Here is a 20647-nt window from a genome sequence, read left to right on the forward strand (position 1 = left end):
GGTTTCTGCATCACAGCGCCCCCGCCTCGAGTTGGGTGGACAGCCAGGCGCTGTTGCGCATCGCCAGCGTCATGATGGTCAGGGTGCAGTTCTTGTGCGGATTGGAGGCGAACACGCCGCCGTCCATCACGAACAGGTTCGGGCAGTCCCAGCTTTGCCCCCACTGGTTGGTCACCGAGTCCTTGCTCGAGCCGCCCATCCGGGTGGTGCCCACCTCGTGAATGATCTCGCCACCTTTCTTGATCGCATCTTCTGCAGCGGGCAACTCGCCGACAGTCGCACCCATGGTTTCCAGGATGGCCTTGGCGGTTCTCAGGCCATGCTCTACTTGCTTGAGTTCATTTTCCGACCATCGCCAGTGGAAACGGGGTACCGGAATCCCCCATTTGTCCGTGACCCGTGGATCGATGTCCATGTAGCAATGCTCGTTCGGCAGCATCTCGCCGCGTAGAGCGAATGAAACGTAAGCCCCGTAATGCGCGCGCACCTGCTGTTTCAGCGCGGTGCCATACCCTTGCAGGTCGCCGCTGACATAGGCACCCGGCTCGGCGAAGCGTCCGCCAAGTTCAAAGTGGTAGCCGCGCGGGAAATCCAGTTCCTTGTTGGCGTGTGCCTTGTGTCCCCACCAGGGAATGAACAGGTGGTTGGCGGTGTGGCCGTCCTCGTTGTAGCGGGGCCGGTTCATCAGTGCCGGGACCAGCGCCGACAGGCTCGCGCCGGTGGAGTCCATCAGGTTGCGGCCGACCTGGCCGCTGGAATTGGCCAGTCCGTCCGGGTGGCTGGCGCTTCTTGAATTGAGCAGGATGCGCGCCGACTCGCAGGCGCTGGCTGCCAGGACCACCACTTTCGCGCCCAGTTGCCGTTCAGTACCGGTCTTCTTGTCGACATAGATCACGCCCGTGACGTGGCCGCCTGCATCGGTGGTCACGGTCCTGACCATGGCATCGGTGATGATCTGCAGGTTGCCGGTGGCCTGCGCCATCGGCAGCAGCGAGGTGGTGGTCTGGAAGGCGGCACCGATCGAGCAGCCGTAACCGCAGGGCGTGGCATAGAAGCAAGGAGCACGGTCATCCAGCGGCCTGGTCAGCACGGCCCGGTGCATCGGCACTGACGCAATGCCGTGCTTCTTCGCCGCAGCGGCAATCAGCAACTCCGGTACCCGTGGTACGGGTGGGGGCTGCAGCACCCCATCGGACGACGGTGGCATGTCATCCAGGCCGGTATTGGTGCCACAAACGCCAACCAGGGCTTCGGTCCTGTCGTACCAGGGGGCGATATCGTCGTAGTCGATAGGCCAGTCGGCGCCAAGGCCATCCCGGCTTTTTCCCTTGAAATCATGTTCGCTGAAACGCAGCGAGTAGCGTCCCCAGTGGTTGGTGCGGCCGCCCAGCATGCGGGCTCGCCACCACAGGAACTCGGTGCCTTCGGCGGTGGTGTAGGGTTCGTCCGGCACCTGCCAACCGCCGCCGACGGTGGAATCGTAGAAGCCGAAGTCCTTGTCCGGTGTAGAGGCGCCCATCAGCGGTGCGACAGAGTTGGGCCTGAACATCGGAGTTTCCGTTCTCGGGTCGTAGTTGCGGCCGGCTTCCAGCAGCAGCACCTTGTGGCCCTGTCGGGTCAACTCGTAGGCGGCCATGGCGCCGCCGGCGCCCGAGCCGACAACCAGCACGGAATAGGCGGGATCGCTCATCGCTTCAGTTCTTTGATCTTGAGGTTCTTGAACCACACCACGTCGCCGTGATCCTGCAGGCCGATATGGCCGCTGCTGTTGGCGGCGAACCCCGGCCAGTTGGCGAATTTGCTTGCCGCCACCAACTGCTGCCACTCCGGACCGTGGATTTCCAACGATGCCGTCTGCACGCCGTTCTGCCAGACGGTCAGCTGGCCCTGGTCCAGAAGGATGCGCACCTGGTTCCACTCGCCGGCGACCCTGTGCGAGGCCGCAGGTGAGGCGATCATGTCGTACAGGGAGCCGGACCGATGGGTGTCCAGCTTGTTGTCGGGATGGCGTTCGTTGTCCAGGATCTGGATTTCCGGTGCGTGCGAATAGATGTGTTCGCCGGTTTCATCCGCCAGGATCAGGATGCCGCTGTTGCCGCCTTCTGCGATCTTCCAGTCCAGCGTGAGGTCGAAGTCCTGGTACTGAGCCCTGGTCAGGATGTCGCCGCCGCCTGCGCCGGTGAGCTTGATGGCGCCATCCTCGATGACCCACTTGTCGCTCAGCCCGTCCTGTTTGAAGTTGCGCCACTGCGACAGGTCCTTGCCATCGAACAGAAGTTGCCAGCCGTCGTCCTGTTCCTGCCTGCTCAGCTGGTTGTCGGGGGCGAGGTGGTCGCCGAGAAAGGCCGCGCCCGTCCCGATGACGGCGGCAGGGTCGCGTGGAAGGTCGTGCTCGATGATGTACCACTTCACGCCCGCGTCCGCGGCGGCGGGAAGGATTGCCTTCCAGTCGAGGACGCCCTTGCCCACGGCAGCGAAGCCCTGTTCTTCCTTCGCCTGGCCCTCCGGCGCGTTGTCCTTGGCGTGGACTGAGTACACACGTCCGGGGAACTTGCCGAGGAACGCCGCCGGATCGTGGCCGGCGCGCGCAACCCAAGCCAGGTCCAGCTCGACGGCGAGCGCCGGGCCGGCGGCTTCGAACAGCAGCTCGAGCCCCGTCACGCCGTCGAATTCGACCAGCTCGAACTCGTGGTTGTGGTACGCCAGCTGCATGCCCATCGGCTGCAGGCGTTCGGCCAGGGCGCCCAGCTCGCGGCCCAGCGCGCGCCAGCCTTCCGCGTCGGTCGGCCGCTCGACTTCCTGCAGGTACGGCACCACCAGTACGCGGTTGCCGATGGCGCGGTGGAACGCCACCACCTCGTCCAGGTCGCCGCGCAGCTCGGACAGCGCCACGTGGCTCGCGATCGCCTCGATCGAGTACTTGTCCAGGAGCCGTTTCAGCTCCGCGGCCGGGACATTCTGCGCACCGACCGTCTCCACCGCGTGGATGCCCGCGTCGTGGACGATCTTCAGCTGCTCCTCGAGCGAGCCGACGTTGCGCAGCGTGTACATCTGCACGGCGAGGGGGCTGGCGGCATCGCCCTGCTGTGCGCAGACGGGCAGGGCGGTGCAGAGCACGAGTGCGGCGGCCGCAATCCTGCGCAGGGTACGGATGGTCATGATGTCCTCCGGGAATCGGGGTGACGGAACGGAACCCACGCCAGGCACGAGGCATGGCAGGTGGATGCACCGGCGCGGATCGGCACGCAGCCGGCCGCGCCGCGGGAACTCAGCCGATCGGCGTCCATGCGCGCGACCTGGCCGAAGCGATGACGCGATCGACGATGAGCGCCGAGCGCAGGCCGTCCTCGAACGTCGGCAGGCCTTCCGGGCGTTCGCCCGCGATGGCCCGGTAGGTGTCGGCGACAAAGGCCTCGAAGCAGTTGGCATAGCCCTGCGCATGGCCGGCGGGCAGCACCGACAGCCGCCGCTGCTCGGCGCTGCCGGCGCCCGGTCCGCGCACGAACACTTCCTCGCGCTGGTCCGGATAGCCCATCCACAACCGCTCGCAGTCCTCCTGGTCGAACGCCACGCTGGCCTTCGCCCCGTCGATCTCGAACCACAGGCGGTTGTGGCGCCCGGCCGAGACCTGGCTGACGGTGAGCGTGGCCAGGGTGCCGTTGCCGGTCTTGAACATGGCCGCGGCCACGTCCTCGCTGGACACCGCGCGGGTGTCACCGCCGGCCGCAGGCGTGGCGAAGCTCTTGCCGGAGGCCACGCCGCGCTCGGCGATCACCGTTTCGAACGCCGCGCTGACTTCGGCGAAGCGCTCGCCGCCGACCCATTCGACCAGGTCGCACCAGTGCGAGCCGATGTCGGCGAACACGCGCGACGCACCGCCCAGGGCCGGGTCCACCCGCCAGTTGTTGCTGGCCGGATCCAGCAGCCAGTCCTGCAGGTAGCTGCCGTGGATGAGCCGGAGTGGACCCAGCTCGCCTGCGGCGATGCGCGCACGCGCCTCGCGGACCACCGGATGGTAGCGGTAGACGAAGGGCACTGTGGCCACCTGCCCGGTGGACTTGGCCAGCGCGGCCAGCGCGCGGGCGTCTTCAAGCGTGGTCGCCAGCGGCTTTTCGCAGATCACGTGCTTGCCCGCTTCCAGCGCCGCCTGCGCCATCGCCCGGTGCAGGTGGTTGGGCGTGCACACGTGCACGACCTGCACCTGCGGATCGGCGATGACGTCTTCGATGCCGCCATAGCCACGCGCGACGCCCCAGGCCCGAGCCGCTTCCTGCGCTCGTGCAGGCGAGGACGCGGCCACGCCGCGGACCACGGCGCCGGCCAGCACCGCCGCGCGGCGATGCACCGCGCCGATCATGCCGGTGCCGACGATGGCGACTCCAAGGGTGCTCATCGTGCAGGCCTCAGTGCGCGGAGGAAGCGGCAGGCGCGGCGACCCGCCCTTCGCGGAACAGGAACAGGAAGGCCACCAGCACCACGAATGCGACCGCGGCCGGGAACAGCCAGATCCTCTCCCAGTCCGGGCCGGCGTCGGTGGTGTAGTACTCCACGACCGCGCCCGACAGGAAGGTGCCGATCAGCATGCCCACGCCATAGGTGGCCAGGGTGATGAAGCCCTGCGCGCTGCTGCGGAAGCCCGGTCCTGCATGGGCGTCGGTGTAGATCTGGCCGGTGACGAAGAAGAAGTCGTAGCAGATGCCGTGCAGCACGATGCCGATCACCAGCAAGGCGAAGCCCGCGTCCGCGTCGCCGAAGGCGAACATCACGTAGCGCAGCACCCACGCGGCCATGCCCACCGCCAACATGACCTTCACCCCCAGGCGCACGAACAGGAACGGCATGGCCAGCATCAGCAGCACTTCGGACACCTGGCCCAGCGACTGCAGCCCGGCCGCGCGACGTACGCCCACGTCATTGAGGAAGGGGTTGGTGAAGTTGTAGTAGAACGACAGCGGGATGCAGATCGCGATCGAGGCCAGGAAGAACACCAGGTAGGCGCGCGACCTGAGCAGGTGCAGCGCCGCATCCAGCCCCAGGATCTCGCCAAGCTTCGCATCGCGCTCGCGCGCCAGTGGTGGCGTGTGTGGCAGGGTGAGCGCGTACAGGCCCAGCACCGCCGAGGCGATGGCGGCCATCCTGAAGGTCAGGTCCAGGCGCTGGGTCTGCTCCCAGCCCAGCCAGCCGATCAGCACGCCCGCAATGATCCAGCCGATGCTGCCGGCCACGCGCACCGGCGGGAACTGCTTCTCCGGTGACTGCATGTGCCGCATCGCGATGCTGGTGGCCAGCGCCAGCGTCGGCATGAACAGCAGCATGTAACCGAAGACGAACCCGGAGAACGCATTGAAGCTGGTAGCCGTCGACGCCCCCCACATCAGCGCAGCGCCGGCCAGGTGCAGCAGCGCCAGGATGCGCTGGGCGGCGAAGTAGCGGTCGGCGATCAGCCCGACCAGGAACGGCGCGACGATCGCACCGACAGACTGGCTGAGGAAGGCCGTCGCCACCTGGCTTGCGCTGGCTTGCAGCGGCCCATTGACCAGGTACGTGCCCAGGGTCACGAACCACGCGCCCCAGATGAAGAACTGCAGGAACATCATCACGCCAAGGCGCGACATCGTGGACGTCATCACTTCTCCTCCCAGGTCGGTGTCCGGATCAAACGGTGTGGATTCACAACCCCAGCATGCCGCGCAGCTCTTGTGGGCTGGCGCCGCCGTCGGCAAAGTCGTCGAACGCGTGTTCGGTCACGCGGATCAGGTGCTCGCGGATGAAGGCCGCCCCCTCGCGCGCGCCGTCCTCCGGGTGCTTCAGGCAGCACTCCCACTCCACGACCGCCCAGCCCGGGAAGTCGTACTGGGCCAGCTTCGAGAAAATCGCCTTGAAGTCGATCTGGCCGTCGCCGAGCGAGCGGAACCTGCCCGGGCGGTCGATCCAGTCCTGGTAGCCGCCATACACGCCGCTGCGCGCATCGGCACGATACTCGGCGTCCTTGGCATGGAAGATGCCGATGCGCGCGTGGTAGCGGTCGATGAAGCCCAGGTAGTCCATCTGCTGCAGCAGCAGGTGGCTGGGGTCGTAGAGGATTTTCGCGCGCGGGTGGTGGTCGACGGCGTCGAGGAAGCGCTCGAAGGTCGCGCCATCGTGCAGGTCCTCGCCCGGATGGATCTCGTAGCACAGGTCGACGCCGCAGTCGTCGAAAGCATCGAGGATCGGGCGCCAGCGGCGGGCGAGTTCGGCGAAGGCCTCGTCGACCAGGCCGGGCGGGCGTTGTGGCCAGGGATAGAGATAGGGCCAGGCCAGCGCGCCGGAGAAGGTGGCGTGCGCCTTGAGGCCCAGGCGCTGGCTGGCCTGTGCCGCCAGCGTCAGCTGCTCGACGGCCCAGGCCTGCCGGCCCGCGGGATCGCCGCGCCTGTCCGGCGGCGCGAAGCCGTCGAACATCGCGTCGTAGGCCGGGTGCACGGCCACCAGCTGTCCCTGCAGATGGGTGGACAGTTCGGTGATCCGGATCCCGTGGTCGGCCAGCATGCCGGCCAGATCGTCGCAGTAGGCCTGGCTTTGCGCAGCCTGGGCGAGATCGAAGATGTGCGGCGCGCTGGTCGGCACCTGGACGCCGCGATAGCCGAGGCCCGCGGCCCACTGGGCCAGGGTATCCAGGCGATTGAACGGAGCCTCGTCGCCGATGAACTGGGCCAGGAACAGCGCCGGGCCCTGGAGTGTCCGCATGCCGAGCCACCTGATGCAATCGATTGCATTCGATCCTAGCATGCGATGATCGGGGCACGCGTTGTGCACTGCATCGGGCGCATCCGGGACGGGGACATGGCCACCATCTACGACATCGCCAGGTACGTCGGCGTCTCGGCAGGCACCGTGTCCCGCGCGCTCTCGCGGCCCGAAAAGGTCCTGCCGGACACGCGCAAGCGCATCGAGCAGGCTGCCGCCGTGCTGGGCTACGTGCCCAATGCGGTGGCCCGGACGCTCAAGACCCAGCGCAGCGGCAAGATCCTGATCACGGTCCCGGACATCGGCAACCCGTTCTTTGCCCAGGTCCTCAAGGGTGCGGAGGACGCCGCGCAGGCGGCTGGCTACGCGGTCTTGCTCGGCGATACCGAGCACCAGGCGGAGCGGGAGGAGCGCTACGCGCAGATGCTGCCGCGCAACCAGGCCGACGGCATGATCGTCCTCGGGCATCGGCTTCCGCCGACCGCGCGGGAGATCGTCAGGCGGCTCGGCGCGACGGCGCCGGTGGTCAATGGATGCGAGTTCGATCCGACGCTGGGGATTCCCAGCGTCCACATCGACAACGCGGCCGCGTCGCGCACGGCGATGGAGCACCTGTATACGCTGGGGCACGCGCGGATCGCCGTGGTCGGCGGTCCGCCCGACAATCCGCTGCATCGCCAGCGCCTGGAAGGCGCCAGGGCCGCGGCCCTGGCGCACGGCCGCCTGGAGTTGCTGATGCCGGTGCCGGGGGACTTCACGGTGGAATCCGGCTACGTGGCCGCGACGCGGTTTCTGGGCCAGGCGCCCGCGCCCACCGCCGCATTCTGTTTCAGCGACCAGATGGCGCTGGGGGTGCTCGCGGCCTGCAGGGACCTGGGCATCCGGGTGCCGGAGGATTTCTCGGTGGTCGGTTTCGACGACCTGGCATCCTCGCGCTATCTGAGCCCGCCGCTGACGACCATCAGTCAGCCCATGCGGGAGATCGGCGTCCGCGCGGCCAGGCTCCTGCTTGCCATCATCGAGTCCGTGGACGTGCCGCATCAGCAGACCTTGGACTTCAGCCTGATGCTGCGCGGGTCCACCGCCGCGCCGCCGCATGGACGCGTCTGACGCATGGTGATGGTGCAAGGGTAGCCGCGAGGCTCGGGGGCCGCCCCCCCCCCAGAACTTTCCCGCAGCGCGGGGGCGAGCAGCAGGGGCGTGGGCGCCGGATGCCGTGCTCCCTTCCCGCCGGCGGAAAGGATCGATGCGCCCATGGACCCGCAGGAACGGGGGCGAGCGCGCTCCGCGCAGCTAAACTGGCCGTTTCCCGCAAGCCGCCGAGCAAGCCGTGACCCTCGCTTCTACCCGCACGATCAAGCAGGACGACCTGATCCAGTCGATCGCCGACGCCCTCCAGTACATCAGCTATTACCACCCGGTCGACTACATCCGGAACCTGTCCGCCGCCTACGAGCGCGAGGAATCCCCAGCGGCCAAGGACGCGATTGCCCAGATCCTGATCAACTCGCGCATGTGCGCCGAAGGGCACCGCCCGCTCTGCCAGGACACCGGCATCGTCACCGTGTTCCTGGAAGTGGGCATGGATGTGCGCTGGGAGGGCTTCAGCGGCTCGCTGGAGGATGCGGTCAACGAGGGTGTGCGCCGTGCCTACCGCCATCCGGACAACAAGCTGCGCGCCAGCGTGCTGGCCGATCCGGCCGGCAAGCGCCAGAACACGAAGGACAACACCCCGGCCGTGGTGAACATGAAGATCGTCGCCGGCGACAAGGTCGACGTGATCGTGGCGGCCAAGGGCGGCGGCTCCGAGGCCAAGTCGAAGTTCGCCATGCTCAATCCGTCGGATTCGGTCGTGGACTGGGTGCTGAAGACCGTGCCGACCATGGGCGCCGGCTGGTGCCCGCCGGGCATGCTCGGCATCGGCATCGGCGGCACCGCCGAGAAGGCGATGCTGCTGGCCAAGGAGTCGCTGATGGAGCCGATCGACATCCAGGACCTGATCGCGCGCGGCCCCTCCAACCGCGCCGAGGAGCTGCGGCTGGAGCTGTACGAAAAGGTGAACGCGCTGGGCATCGGCGCGCAGGGCCTGGGCGGCCTGACCACGGTGCTCGACATCAAGGTCAAGGATTACCCGACCCACGCGGCCAACCTGCCGGTGGCGATGATCCCCAACTGCGCCGCCACGCGCCACGCGCATTTCACCCTCGACGGCAGCGGCGCGGTCGCACTGGATCCGCCGTCGCTCGAAGACTGGCCCAAGCTCACCTACAACCCGCAGAACGCGCGCCGCGTGGATCTGGATACGGTCACCCGCGAAGACGTCGCCACCTTCAAGCCCGGCGAAGTGCTGCTGCTCAACGGCAGGATGCTGACCGGCCGCGATGCCGCGCACAAGCGCATGGTCGACATGCTCGACAAGGGCGAGAAGCTGCCGGTCGATCTCCGCGGCCGATTCATCTACTACGTCGGCCCGGTTGATCCGGTGCGCGACGAGGTGGTGGGCCCGGCCGGCCCGACCACGGCAACGCGCATGGACAAGTTCACCGAGCAGGTGCTCAGCCAGACCGGCCTGCTGGGCATGATCGGCAAGGCCGAGCGCGGCCCGGTGGCGCTGGAGGCAATCCGCAAGCACAGGTCGGTCTACCTGATGGCGGTCGGCGGTTCGGCCTACCTGGTGTCCAAGGCGATCAAGGCCGCGAGGGTGGTCGGCTTCGAGGACCTGGGCATGGAGGCGATCTACGAGTTCGAGGTCAAGGACATGCCGGTGACCGTCGCGGTCGATTCGACCGGCGAGTCGGTGCACCAGACCGGCCCGAGGCAGTGGCAGGCCCGGATCGGCAAGATCCCGGTGGTCGAGGTCGCCTGAGACGCGTCGCGTGCCGCGTGTCGGGCGACAGGACATACTCGCCTCCCGCATCCTCAGGTCCGCGCCATGGCTGTCGTCCTTTACGGGTCCAGGAGCACGGCCTCCCTGGTCGTGCATTGGCTGCTCATCGAACTGGGCATCGCGCACGAGCTGCGCATGCTCGATTTCGGCCGACGCGAGCACAAGTCCGCCGACTACCTGGCGCTGAATCCGCAGGGTCGCGTGCCGACCCTGGTGATCGACGGCCAGGTGCTGACCGAGTCCGCCGCGATCGCCATGCACCTGGCCGACCTGCATCCGGACGGCGGCCTGGCACCCGAACCGGGCACGCCGCAGCGCGCGGCGTACTACCGCTGGATGTTCTTCTGCGCCTACAGCCTGATGCCGGCGTACCGGCGCTGGTTCTACCCCGACGAGCCGGCGGGGCAAGGACAGGTCCCCGAGGTACAGGCGCGCGCGCTGGCGGAGCTGGAAGCCGCCTGGCAGCAGGTCGAGGATCACCTGCGCCTCGGTGGCCCCTACCTGCTTGGCGCGCAACGCAGTGCAGCCGACTTCGTGCTGACCATGCTGATGCGCTGGTCGCGCAACATGCCGCGGCCCACGGATAGCTGGCCGGCGCTGGTCGCGCATGCGGCGCGCATGAAGGCGCTGCCGTCGTTTGTAGAGGTCTGCCGGCGCGAGGGCCTGACCGACTGGACCTGAGGTCGCGCGCCGTCTAGACCTGCGAGCGCACTGGACGCAGCAGCTTCTCGACCAGCTTGTGGCGCAGCGGCCGGCGCTCCCACATGGCGTAGTCGTACTCGATCGTCTGTTCGAGATCGCGCTCGAAGGCTTCGGTCATGCGCGCGGCGAATTCCCGGTCGTAGACGTTGAGGCTGGCCTCGTCGTTGAGGCGGAACGAGCGGATGTCGAAATTGGTCGAGCCCACCGACACCAGCTCGCCATCCACCACCAGCAGCTTCACGTGGATCATCGTCGGCTGGTACTCGTGGATCTGCACGCCGCCCGCCAGCAGCTCGCCCCACGAGGCCCTGGAGGAATGGCGCACCGTTTCCGAGTCGATGTGCTTGCCCGGCAGCAGCACCCGCACGCGTACCCCGCGTTCGCGCGCGCCCAGCAGCGCGCTGGCGATCAGCGGATCGGGGACGAAATAGGCCGCGCACAGGTCGATGCTGCGGCAGGCCGCGGCGATCGAGGTCAGGTACATCAGGTGCATGCTTTCGCTGCCGCCGGCGGGCGATGCGACGAACAGGTGCGCATCGGCATCCCCCGCCGGCTCCAGAGCGGGGAAATAGTCCGCACCGTTGAGCAGTTCGCCGGTGGTCTTGATCCAGTTGTCGTTGAAGGCGGCCTGCATCTGCGCCACCGCCGGCCCCTCGACGCGGAAATGTGTTTCGCGCCAGTGCTCCGGGTCCTGCGCGTGGCCGGTCCACTGGTCGGCGATGCCCACGCCGCCGGTGAAACCGATGCGCCCGTCCACCACCAGCAGCTTGCGATGGGTACGGTTGTTCATGCGGCCCAGGTTGTACCAGCGCAGCGGGCGATACAGCTCCACGCGCACGCCGCCGTCCTCCATCAGCCCAAGCAGTTCGTCGTCCATCTTCAGGCTGCCCACCCAGTCCACCACCAGGTGCACGCAGACGCCGGCACGCGCGCGTTCGCTGAGCGCTTCGGCGACAGCGCGTCCGATCTCGCCCGACCAGTAGATGTAGGTCTCCATGGTGATGTTGGCCCGGGCGCCGCGGATCGCCTCGAGCATGGCGGGGAAGATCTCGTCGCCGTTGTGGAAGGCCTGGATGCGGTTTCCGCGCAGGATGGCGGGACCCAGCAGCACCGACATCTCGCGCTTGAACTGCGGATCGGGCACGCCGTGGCGGTGTTCGACCTTGCGCTCGATTTTCTTCTCGGGCGTGGCGAAGTTCATCGCCACCACGGCGGCCACGATCGTGGCCACGATTGTCAACGCGATCATCCAGTTCATGCGGCGGCTCCGGAAAAGCGTATGCCAGGGTATCGGGCTGCGTCGGTGCACTGGTCCGTGGCGGCCACGGCGCGGGCGACCCGGCTGGTCTTGGTCAATTCCCGCGCGGGGCGAACCACTCCTGCAGCGAGATGCCCAGGCCCACGTAGCTGGCCTTGTGGTTGTAGTCGATCAGGCTCTCGCCATAGCCGTGGAAGACCTGCAGGCGGCCGCGCATCGGCAGCGACTCGTGGATCGGAAAACCCCAGTCGAACTGCAGCGCGCCGCGTGAGCGGTCGCCGCCGCGCAGCGAATGCCTGGCCATCAGCGAGAATTCGTTGCGGCCGCGCAGGTAGGTCAGGGTCGCGTCGCCGCGACCGACGTAGTCCTCGATGTCGGGGTTGTCGTCGTCGCTGCCGTCGCCCACGCGGATCCAGGGCCGCAGCATCAGCGCCCAGTTGTCGCGGTCAAGGCCGATGTTGAAGATCACCCGGTTCCAGCTGCGCGACAGCGGATCGCCGCGGCCGTTGGACTGGTGGTTGATCCCGACCGCGGCCATGCGCCCCTTCCAGTCGCCGATGCTGTAGCCGTTGCGGAATACCAGCAGCACTTCGGGCTCGTAGTTGGTTTCGCGGAACGGGCGCGACTCCTCGGTGTTGTAGACCTGCCAGCGCGAGCTCTGGGTGTAGCCCATCCAGATGTCGCCGTTGTCGCCGAACAGGTTCTCCACCGCCTTGGTCTTGAAGCTGAGCTGGAACTTGGTCTCCAGCGCGTCCAGGTCCGTCGGCGAGGTGGCGGTGTTGTCCGGATTGGCCGAGGACGGCATGTCGTTGACGTCCGAGGTCCAGAACATCGGCATCAGGTAGACCGGCTTGTAGACGCGGAAATTGAAGATGCCGAGCTTGGAGTCGCGCGCCAGCTCCCAGCGACTGTCGAGCAGCGAACCGCGGCCGGCGTTGGCCAGCGCGGCGACGGCTCGCGTTTCATGCGCGAACAGGCTGCCATCCGCATCGTGTTCGCGATCGGCCGCGTCCGGCGCGGCGTCCAGCGCTTGTCTCGCCCTGACTGCGGTCTGGTCGGCCTCCAGGGGATCCGCCGTGCTGCGCCCGGCCAAGGCGTCGTAGCAGGCCAGGCGCGCCGCGTCGACCTGCAGCGCAGCGCAGGCCTCCAGCGAGCTGGGTGTCTGCGCCAGGCAGGGGGCGCTCGCCATGGCGAGTGCGGCGAGTAGTGCGTCACGCAGGTGATTGCGGGTCATGGTGGGCAGGTGGCGGTTCGAGGAGGTTGGTGTCGGCCGCGGCGGCTTCCTGCGCGCGCGCCAGCTGGCGGTCGATGTCGCGGTTGACCGACGTGTCGGTCTCGGTGCCGTGGACCGGCTCGGGCTGCGTCGCGGGTGCTTCGTCGGCGGGCTGGTGTGCGGTGAGGATGTGATGGGTGGAGCGCGGCGGTTCGATGCCTTGTCGCGCGAAGGCGACCTTGACCAGGCGGATGGACTCGCTGCGCACCTTGCCCAGGTCGCTTTCGCGCTGGTCGACCCAGCCGAAGAAGCGCAGCACGATGCCGGCCGTGCCGTACTCGTGGACAGTCCACGAGGGGCCGGGGTCCAGCAGCAGGCCTTCGACCCCGCAGATCTCCTCCAGCGCCAGCGACTGCGCAGTCCTGATCGACTGGCTGACGTCGATCGGAATGGTGAAGTCGAAGCGGCGATTGGGATTGCGCGAATAGTTGAGGATGATCGCCTTGAACACCAGCGCATTTGGCAGGCGCAGCTCGTTGCCTTCCAGCGTCATCAGCACGGTGGTGCGCGAATGCAGCGACACCACCTTGCCCTCGTTGCCGTCGACCACCACGTGGTCTCCCGGCGAGAACGGCTGGCGCAGGCTCAGCAGGATCCCGGCGACATAGTTCTCGGCGATGTCCTTGAACGCGAAGCCGAGCACCAGGCCGACCACGCCGGCAGAACCCAGCACCGCGGTGACCAGCGCAGTGGCATTGAGCAGGTTGAGCGCGATCACCACGCCGAACAGGATGATCACCACGCGCACCACGTTGCGGATCAACCCGTTCATGTAGGGGTTGTCGGTGCGCAATCGCAGCAGGTGCAGGCGCCGGGAGATGAAGCCGGCAAGCCAGGTGGAAAACAGCACGATCGCCAGCGCAACCGCCAGCAGCGGCAGCCAGGCAAGGAAGTCGCCCAGGCCGGCGCCGAGCTTGTCGAAGGCGTAATCGAAGCGGCCGCGGATGTCGGTTTGCGGTGGCGGAAGCGTCGTCGGTCCCGCCGACGGATCCTGCCCATCTCCCGCCTCGCTGGACGCGTTCGTTGCTGGAGCGGCAACGGGCTGCGGCGCCGTAACGGCCTGCATCGCTGCGACCGGCGCGGATATCGCAGCGAGCAGCAGCAGCGACAGCAGCAAGTATCCGAACGTGCGCCGGGGGCGCGACGGTGATGCGGACATGCGGAAGGATCGTGGGGAAAGCGGCAGTCTATCGTCGCGATGGCAAGGCGGCGTCAATCGGTCCACCAGGCCAGGGCGAAGACGCCGATCATCGCGAACGCCAGCGTGAGCTTGAGCACGATCCCGACGAAGATCCCGAACCATGTGCCGATGCCGACCTTGGTGGCGCGCCCCAGGTCGGTATGCGCGAGGCCGCGCCGGTCGATGAGTTCACCGATCACGGCGCCGACGAAGGGGCCGGCGAACACGCCGACCAGGCCGAAGAACAGCCCCACCACCGTTCCCACCAGCGCGCCGATCACCGCCAGCCGGCTGGCGCCGACGCGCCTGGCGCCCGCCGCCGAAGCAAGGAAGTCCACCCCGATCGAAACCAGGGTGAGTATCGCCAGTACGAGGATCGTCCATCCGCCGATCAGCTCGAACCCGCCGGCCCACGCGGCCAGCAGCATCCCGGCGAAGACCAGCGGCAGCCCGGGCAACGCCGGCAGCACCGTGCCGGCGATGCCGACCAGCACCAGCAGCAGGGCAAGGGCGTAGTAGATCGATTGCGCTTCCATGGACGCTCCGGAATCGGCGGGACGCCGCCGTCCGGGCATTCTGGCAAAAAGCGGGCGTCTGCGCGGGCGGCATGTCGACCGGAGACAGGAATCCGGACCCTGCGTCATGTCGACGGGAGAGAGAAATCCGAGCTCTGCGTCATGATACAGACGGGCATCCGGGTCGGTCCTGGACGCATGCGTTCAATGCGCACCTTGGTCCTGACGACGCAAGCGTGGCGGCTACCAGCCTTGGGCAGTCTTAAGCTCCGACACGTTCCCCGCGATTTGCTCAGCTGTGCGCCCGGCATCGGCATCAATGGCGGTGCGAAGTTCCCTCACGCCGGCGATGCCAGCGGAGATCGCCGCCGAGCCAGCGACCGCGGTGCCAAATGCCGCCCCGGGGAGTCTGGAGCCAGTGGCCACCGTCTCGAATTGTTGTACTGGCTTCCACCCCTCCGCAGTCACTTGGAAGACCCGGACCCGCGTGCGCAACTCGCTCGCCCCCATGCCAAATCCGATCACGAACCGCCGCGCTCGCGATCCCGTGTCGATGCGCACGAAGTCGCCCTCGATCACCAGATCGTTCATCTCGGGCTGGGCGGCACCGGCGACGCGCTCGGCGGGGAGACCGAGCGAACGGATACCCTCGACCAGCCTGGTCGCGAGGCTGTCCGCCACCGCCTCGGCGAGCAGGTCGGGCTGTTCTTGCGTCAATACCGCGTGCTCTCCCTCCTGGCGAGGTGAAAAGAGCATCTGGACATCGGTCGGGCCGGTGGTGAAATCGTATATGACGATCCGCGCAGGCCGCGGCAGCGCGAGCGAATGATCCGCCTGCACGTTCTTGACGCGAGCCCCAGCGCACCCGACACAGACCACCGCGATCGCGACGAACCACAGCGCCACCACGACACGTCGATTCGCTGACAGCCCCATGTGGCCTGCAGGCGTCGCTACCTTTACAACGGCGGACTTGATTCCCTGTGCCATGTCGGTTCTTCCTAGGTGACCTCGTCAATGAGCCGCGTGTCTTTCCAAAGTTTCAGACACGCGATCGAAGCCGATTCAGCCGGCGCAAATTGCCAAGCCGCAGATTCGGATGCTTAACCCTGGCGGGTAAAAACGGTGTGAAGCGCCTCGTCAAGATGCGAGCGCTTCTATCGAGTCAAGGAACATGTCCCGGTCAAGGCTGTCATTGCTTACCTGGAGGCAAGTTTCTGACAGCGACCGTGCGTGCACTGGACGGACCACAGTGCCGTATCCAGACGGTCCAGCTGAAGAGGGACGGCCTCTCTCTTTCACTTGAGTGCCGTAACATCGCTTGTGAGGATTGAGGAGGTCGCCGTGCGTGGAGCCGTCGCGTTTGCGCTATGCCTGCTGCCCACTGCGTGCGCGCAATTGCCGCCGCGCGGCGAACTTCCGGAGGAATTCGCGCCTGCGCCGGCAACCGACGGTGCGATCGCCGAGCGGGTCGTCCCGATGGAGGCACGCCATCCCGGCCAGTCCGGATTCCGCCTGGTCGCCACCGGCTCCGATGCCTATGCCCTGCGCGCGTACAGCGCGCAGGCTGCGACTACCAGCCTCGATATCCAGGCCTATATCTGGAATGCGGACCTGACCGGCAAGCTGCTGGCCAGGCAGGCGCTGCTGGCGGCCGACCGCGGCGTCCGCGTCCGCATCCTGGTGGACGACTTCCCGGCGCGTGCGAATGACGCTGGATTCGCCGCGCTGGACGCGCACCCCGATCTTGAGGTGCGGATATACAACCCGCTGGTCAGCCGCAGCGGACTGGCGCGCAAGGCAGGAGAGTTCGCCACCGACTTTCGCCGCCTCAACCACCGCATGCACAACAAGAGCTGGATCGCCGACAACCGCATCGCACTGGTCGGCGGGCGCAACCTCGGCGACGAATACTTCGACGCGAGACCGGTGGGCAACTTTATCGATCTTGACATGTTGATGGTGGGGCCCGTGGTGCGGGAAGTGAGCGCCACGTTCGACCGGTTCTGGAACTCGCCATCCAGTTTCCCGATCGCGCAACTCTCGTCGCGATCCGTTTCGCCCGAGGCATTGCGGCGGTTGCGCGGCGTGCTCGACGACAGCCCGGCCGAGCTCAGGGCCAGCGACTTCGCGCAAGTGCTGCGCGAGGATCCGCAGGTGCAGGCGCTGCTTGCCGGCGAGACCTACCTGCGATGGCATTCCGCCTGGCGCTTCGTCAGCGACGATCCGCTGAAGAAGCGGCTGGACATGACGGATCGATCCGAGGTGCTGCGCGTGCTGTTGCCCGCTGTGCGTCAGGCGCAGCGGAATCTGCGCATCCTTACGCCCTACTTCGTACCCGCTGCAAGCGGCACCGCGGAACTGGTCGCCGCCGCGCAACGCGGCCCGGAGGTGCAGGTCCTCACCAACTCGCTCGCCGCCACCGACGTGGCTATCGTGCACGGCGGCTACATGCGATCGCGACGCCCGCTGCTGCGCGGCGGGGTGCAACTGTGGGAGCTCAGGCCGGTCGGCACGTCCGATCCCGGATACAGCCTGATGGGCTTGTCGGGCACCAGCCTGCATACCAAGGCGATGATCGTCGACGACCAGCAGATCTTCGTCGGTTCCTACAACCTCGATCCGCGCTCGAAGTCGCTGAACACCGAACAGGGCATCCTGGTGACCGACCCCGTGCTGGCTGCAGAACTGACGCGTCTGTTCGACGCGAAGCTGCAGGGCGAGCGCGCCTGGAAGGTCACGCTGCACGGCAACCGCCTGCGCTGGAGCGACGGGTACCACGTCTGGACGCGCGATCCGCAAGCGGATGTGTCGCGACGAATTCTGGCCTGGTTGGCGAGTGTGCTGCCGATCGAATCGCAACTCTGAGGCCGCCGGATCAAGCGCCGTCTTCAGACGGATGTCTGGTCAAAGCGCGCTTCTTCGCGTCCAATCTCCTCGCTTTGGGGAATTGGACTCCAGGTCGCCACGCTACTCAAAACCGGGGGGACGTCGCGCTGATGAGCGGGCCGACCCCGGCACAGAGCCGGAAGATCCAAGGGCGCACGAACAAGTTCGCGGACAAGGGTTCAACCCGGACTCGCGCCGCCAACCTTATGGTTCGAGGCTGTTCTTGTAGATCCCGCCATCCTTCATGATGACCAGGAAGTTCTTCTTGGGGTCTTCGATCAGCTTGAGGTTTTCCAGCGGGTTGCCCTCAACCAGCAACAGGTCCGCCAAGGCGCCTTCTTCCACCACGCCCAGCTTGCCGGGATAGGGATCGCGCGGGCCCGACAATTTCAGCAGTTCGGCATTGGTGGCGGTGAGCATGTTCATCACTTCCGGTGCGCTGTACCACTTGCCCATCCTGGTCAGAACCGCTCCTTGCCCGGCGGCATCGGCCGCCGAGAACAGGATGTCGGTTCCGATGGCCATCTTGAATCCGTATTGTTTCGCCAGTTCCACGGTCCGTTCGGTCCCGGTGACCACCTGCGCCAGCCGAGCGCGATTGGCGGGCGCCATCTGTGCACCGGGGGTGAGGTCGGTGAAGGGCTGGAAGCTCAGCCAGACGCCTTTCTCGGCCATCAGCCTGGCGGTCTCATCATCCATCAGGTGGCCATGTTCGATGACCTTGACGCCCGCAGCGATCGAACGTTGCATCGCCGCCGGTGTGTAAGCGTGCGTGGCGACGTAGGTGCCCCAGTTCTCGGCGGCCTGTACCGCGGTTCTCAACTCGTCTTCATTGAATGTGGACACGTCCAACGGGCTGTGCGGCGATGCCACGCCACCGCCGGCCGTCAGCTTGATCTGCGAGGCGCCGAGTGTCAGCTGTTCGCGCGCTCGCACCCGCACCTCGTCGGGCGAATCGGCCACCATGACGCCGCCCGTGAGTTCCATGGGCGACAAAGGTCCGCCGAGCTGCCGTGGCAACTCGCTGAGACTGCGGAAATCGCCGTGACCACCGGTGATGGTGATGATGGCGCCGGAGGGATAGATGCGCGGGCCGACCACTTGCCCGGCGTCGATGGTCCGCTTGAGCGCGAACGAAGGCCCACCAAGATCGCGCACGGTGGTGAAGCCACGCATCAGCGTGGCTTCGGCCTCTACGTTGGCCAGCCGGGTCATGCTGTCCACGTCGAACTTCATCAGCTCCTGCATCGAGATACTTGCCAACATGACGTGCCAGTGGTTGTCGATCAGGCCGGGCATCAGCGTGCGCCCGTTGCCATCGATGACGGTGACGCCTTCACCGGGCGGGACGTTGATCGCTTCGGCCGAGATGCTTTCGATCACATTGCCGCGCACCAGCACGTTGCGCGATTCCGACAGCGTGCTGCTCTTGCCGTCGAACACCCGTACGTTCTGGAACAAGGTGACGGGCACGCCTTGTTTCCGGGCGGCGGCCGCAGCGGGAGCAGTGGGAGCAGTGGGAGCAGTGGCCTCGGCCGCTGCTGCAGGTGGCGCGGTCGCGCTGGCCGGCCCGTCGCCCGGATCATCAGGGCGGTTGCAGGCGGTGCAAAGCACGAGCCCAATCAGTGCCGGGATCGCGAGACTGGCAAAGACGTTCCGCATGGTGTTCCCCAATTGAGTCGGAGAGCGGGCTCGACTTCACCCCTAGCGGGTTTGACGATGAAACAGCGGAAGTTAAAAGTGGGTGATGATTGAGTGAAACCGACGAGGACTCAGCTGCACTACCGCTACGCTTGGCGAATCTGTCTTCTAAACGAACAACGTGCCGGGTGGCGCGCGCTTGCTGTGCTTCGGATTTCCATATCGCGGCGGAAGCCGCTCCTACAGCGGAAATCCCGGGATGACGGGTTCGTATTCGCTCCTTCGCTCCGAAACAGCGGCACGGCATCGGCACAGAAGCACCGGCACCGTGACTTCAATCGGGACGTGGGACCGCCGCGTCAGCTCGCGGAATAAGCGACGCCCGCATATGCGGGCGTCGACAGGAAGCTGCAATCAGTCGGCAGGAGCGGCAGGTCAAGCGACCGGGAGCTGCAATCAATACACCCAGGCGCGCCCGTTCTGCACGCGGACATATGAACCCTCGCGGATTCCGGCGAGGTCGGCCTGCTGCACCGAGGTGGTGCGGCCGTCGTCCATGCGGACGTGGACGGTATAGCCGCTGCGGTTGGATTCGACGCGGTTCTGGATCGCGTTGCCGGCCACGGCGCCACCGGCGGCGCCCGCAGCGATCGCGACGTTGCGGCGACCATCGCTGTCGGTGTTGCGGCGCGCCAGTTCCTTGGCCGCGACTGCGCCGACGATGCCGCCCAGCACCGGGCCGGCGACGTTGCTGCCACCGTCCCCCGATGCGCCCTGGATCGACACCACCGTGCCGCAGTCGAAGCAGCGACCGGACGGCGGCGCCGTGGAGTTGGAGCCATAGCCGGAGCCGTAGCCGGGCGAAGTGCTGGCACAGCCGGCCAGTGCGAGCGTGGCGATCGTGGCGACACAGGTCATGCACATGCGAATGTTCATCGGGGCTCCTCGAGCTCAGGGGACTAGCGACACCGCAGCGTTGCGCGGCACGGTCCGGATACTGGAAGCAGCGGGGTGAACATCACGGCAATACGCACGCAGGCCGAGGCACGCGTGCCGGGACGATGCAGTCGCGGTTCAGCCGCGCGGCGTGCGCGACCGCCCTCTCAGCGGAAGTCCTGGTGGCAGGCCTTGCACGCGTCGCCGATGCTGGCGGCGGCGCGCTGCACGCCCTCGCAGCCCACGGCCGGTGCGGCCAATGCCGCGTCGAGCGTGCCGCGGAACTGGGCCGCATGCTGGACGAAGCGCTGATCGTCGCGCAGTTCGGGGAAGGCGCGCTCGAAATCGTTGCCGAGGCTGCGCAGAGACTGCAGGTGGGGCAGGGTGTCGGTCGGACTGCAGCGGTTGGCGACGGCGTTGTCGCGCATCTGTGCGGTCTGCGCGGACAGTACATGCATCAGCGCTTCGGGATAGTGGTCGCGCCAGGTTTTGCGCGACTCCAGCGTGCGCAGCAGCATCACCACCACCACCACGCCGATCACCAGCCCGAGCAGGAACACGAACAGGTAGCGCGAAGCGGCGGACGGCGGCTTGCGTGCGGGGCTGGGCCCGGAAGTCGGCGTGGCTGACATGGCGTTGGCTG

At 67.0% G+C, this 20647-nt stretch carries 17 protein-coding genes and 1 pseudogene; 4 read left to right on the forward strand and 14 right to left on the reverse strand.

All coding sequences use genetic code 11. The features are described 5' to 3' along the window. Positions 1-10 precede the first annotated feature (10 nt). From ACW5DW_RS05780 to ACW5DW_RS05805, 6 genes and pseudogenes are all read right to left on the reverse strand, one after another. Positions 11-1690, reverse strand: a complete 1680-nt coding sequence (locus ACW5DW_RS05780; protein ID WP_457017803.1) for a GMC family oxidoreductase — start codon at positions 1688-1690, stop codon at positions 11-13. Next, a complete protein-coding gene (locus ACW5DW_RS05785; RefSeq protein ID WP_457018416.1) occupies positions 1687-2310 on the reverse strand; it encodes a 3-keto-disaccharide hydrolase in 624 nt (207 codons plus the stop codon). Before ACW5DW_RS05785 ends, ACW5DW_RS05780 begins: the two co-directional genes overlap by 4 nt. Positions 2311-2325: 15 nt before the next feature. Continuing rightward, positions 2326-3159, reverse strand: a pseudogene (locus ACW5DW_RS05790) (sugar phosphate isomerase/epimerase family protein); the annotation flags it as partial. Between the two features lie 109 nt (positions 3160-3268). Further along, complete coding sequence (locus ACW5DW_RS05795) at positions 3269-4393, reverse strand: Gfo/Idh/MocA family protein (RefSeq protein WP_457017804.1); 1125 nt, start codon at positions 4391-4393, stop codon at positions 3269-3271. Positions 4394-4403: 10 nt separating this feature from the next. Further along, positions 4404-5627 (reverse strand): MFS transporter, encoded by a 1224-nt coding sequence (locus tag ACW5DW_RS05800; protein WP_457017805.1) that lies wholly within the window; start codon positions 5625-5627, stop codon positions 4404-4406. A 43-nt stretch (positions 5628-5670) separates the two neighbouring features. Continuing rightward, entirely contained in the window at positions 5671-6723 is a 1053-nt protein-coding gene (locus ACW5DW_RS05805) for a sugar phosphate isomerase/epimerase family protein (protein ID WP_457017806.1), read from the reverse strand. 96 nt (positions 6724-6819) lie between these two features. On the opposite strand from ACW5DW_RS05805, the gene ACW5DW_RS05810 reads away from it, so the two are divergent. The 3 genes from ACW5DW_RS05810 (at position 6820) to ACW5DW_RS05820 (ending at position 10291) form a co-directional block, all read left to right on the forward strand. Beyond that, the gene (locus ACW5DW_RS05810; protein ID WP_457017807.1) at positions 6820-7833 is read left to right on the forward strand and encodes a LacI family DNA-binding transcriptional regulator; all 1014 of its coding nucleotides are present in this window, start codon (positions 6820-6822) and stop codon (positions 7831-7833) included. 220 nt (positions 7834-8053) lie between these two features. Continuing rightward, entirely contained in the window at positions 8054-9589 is a 1536-nt protein-coding gene (locus ACW5DW_RS05815; RefSeq protein WP_457017808.1) for a fumarate hydratase, read from the forward strand. Positions 9590-9655: 66 nt separating this feature from the next. Beyond that, a complete protein-coding gene (locus ACW5DW_RS05820; RefSeq protein WP_457017809.1) occupies positions 9656-10291 on the forward strand; it encodes a glutathione S-transferase family protein in 636 nt (211 codons plus the stop codon). Positions 10292-10304: 13 nt separating this feature from the next. On the opposite strand, the gene ACW5DW_RS05825 is transcribed toward ACW5DW_RS05820, so the two are convergent. From ACW5DW_RS05825 to ACW5DW_RS05845, 5 genes are all read right to left on the reverse strand, one after another. Further along, positions 10305-11570 carry a phospholipase D-like domain-containing protein gene (locus ACW5DW_RS05825; RefSeq protein WP_457017810.1) on the reverse strand — a complete coding sequence of 422 codons (1266 nt, stop codon included), beginning with the start codon at positions 11568-11570 and terminating at the stop codon, positions 10305-10307. A gap of 94 nt (positions 11571-11664) precedes the next feature. After that, complete coding sequence (locus ACW5DW_RS05830) at positions 11665-12804, reverse strand: phospholipase A (protein WP_457017811.1); 1140 nt, start codon at positions 12802-12804, stop codon at positions 11665-11667. Beyond that, positions 12782-14002 (reverse strand): mechanosensitive ion channel family protein, encoded by a 1221-nt coding sequence (locus tag ACW5DW_RS05835; protein ID WP_457017813.1) that lies wholly within the window; start codon positions 14000-14002, stop codon positions 12782-12784. Before ACW5DW_RS05835 ends, ACW5DW_RS05830 begins: the two co-directional genes overlap by 23 nt. 53 nt (positions 14003-14055) lie before the next feature. Then, positions 14056-14559, reverse strand: a complete 504-nt coding sequence (locus ACW5DW_RS05840; protein WP_457017814.1) for a DUF456 domain-containing protein — start codon at positions 14557-14559, stop codon at positions 14056-14058. A 222-nt stretch (positions 14560-14781) separates the two neighbouring features. Further along, the gene (locus ACW5DW_RS05845) at positions 14782-15528 is read right to left on the reverse strand and encodes a DUF4410 domain-containing protein (protein WP_457017815.1); all 747 of its coding nucleotides are present in this window, start codon (positions 15526-15528) and stop codon (positions 14782-14784) included. Positions 15529-15882: 354 nt separating this feature from the next. On the opposite strand from ACW5DW_RS05845, the gene ACW5DW_RS05850 reads away from it, so the two are divergent. Then, positions 15883-17406: a phospholipase D-like domain-containing protein gene (locus ACW5DW_RS05850; RefSeq protein WP_457017816.1), complete on the forward strand. Its 1524-nt coding sequence runs from the start codon at positions 15883-15885 to the stop codon at positions 17404-17406. A gap of 225 nt (positions 17407-17631) precedes the next feature. On the opposite strand, the gene ACW5DW_RS05855 is transcribed toward ACW5DW_RS05850, so the two are convergent. From ACW5DW_RS05855 to ACW5DW_RS05865, 3 genes are all read right to left on the reverse strand, one after another. Further along, positions 17632-19089 (reverse strand): amidohydrolase family protein, encoded by a 1458-nt coding sequence (locus ACW5DW_RS05855; RefSeq protein WP_457017817.1) that lies wholly within the window; start codon positions 19087-19089, stop codon positions 17632-17634. A 435-nt stretch (positions 19090-19524) separates the two neighbouring features. After that, positions 19525-20004, reverse strand: coding sequence for a glycine zipper 2TM domain-containing protein (locus ACW5DW_RS05860; RefSeq protein ID WP_457017818.1), 480 nt, complete (start codon positions 20002-20004; stop codon positions 19525-19527). Positions 20005-20171: 167 nt separating this feature from the next. Then, positions 20172-20636, reverse strand: coding sequence for a hypothetical protein (locus ACW5DW_RS05865; RefSeq protein ID WP_457017819.1), 465 nt, complete (start codon positions 20634-20636; stop codon positions 20172-20174). Positions 20637-20647 lie beyond the last annotated feature (11 nt).

The organism is Luteimonas sp. A482 (assembly GCF_054072655.1).

Coding starts and splice junctions, on each gene's coding strand:
- ACW5DW_RS05780 (WP_457017803.1), bottom strand. CDS start 1,690: ATGAGCGATCCCGCCTATTCCGTGCTGGTTGTCGGCTCGGGCGCCGGC.
- ACW5DW_RS05795 (WP_457017804.1), bottom strand. CDS start 4,393: ATGAGCACCCTTGGAGTCGCCATCGTCGGCACCGGCATGATCGGCGCG.
- ACW5DW_RS05800 (WP_457017805.1), bottom strand. CDS start 5,627: ATGACGTCCACGATGTCGCGCCTTGGCGTGATGATGTTCCTGCAGTTC.
- ACW5DW_RS05805 (WP_457017806.1), bottom strand. CDS start 6,723: ATGCGGACACTCCAGGGCCCGGCGCTGTTCCTGGCCCAGTTCATCGGC.
- ACW5DW_RS05810 (WP_457017807.1), top strand. CDS start 6,820: ATGGCCACCATCTACGACATCGCCAGGTACGTCGGCGTCTCGGCAGGC.
- ACW5DW_RS05820 (WP_457017809.1), top strand. CDS start 9,656: ATGGCTGTCGTCCTTTACGGGTCCAGGAGCACGGCCTCCCTGGTCGTG.
- ACW5DW_RS05825 (WP_457017810.1), bottom strand. CDS start 11,570: ATGAACTGGATGATCGCGTTGACAATCGTGGCCACGATCGTGGCCGCC.
- ACW5DW_RS05830 (WP_457017811.1), bottom strand. CDS start 12,804: ATGACCCGCAATCACCTGCGTGACGCACTACTCGCCGCACTCGCCATG.
- ACW5DW_RS05835 (WP_457017813.1), bottom strand. CDS start 14,002: ATGTCCGCATCACCGTCGCGCCCCCGGCGCACGTTCGGATACTTGCTG.
- ACW5DW_RS05840 (WP_457017814.1), bottom strand. CDS start 14,559: ATGGAAGCGCAATCGATCTACTACGCCCTTGCCCTGCTGCTGGTGCTG.
- ACW5DW_RS05845 (WP_457017815.1), bottom strand. CDS start 15,528: ATGGCACAGGGAATCAAGTCCGCCGTTGTAAAGGTAGCGACGCCTGCA.
- ACW5DW_RS05855 (WP_457017817.1), bottom strand. CDS start 19,089: ATGCGGAACGTCTTTGCCAGTCTCGCGATCCCGGCACTGATTGGGCTC.
- ACW5DW_RS05860 (WP_457017818.1), bottom strand. CDS start 20,004: ATGAACATTCGCATGTGCATGACCTGTGTCGCCACGATCGCCACGCTC.
- ACW5DW_RS05865 (WP_457017819.1), bottom strand. CDS start 20,636: ATGTCAGCCACGCCGACTTCCGGGCCCAGCCCCGCACGCAAGCCGCCG.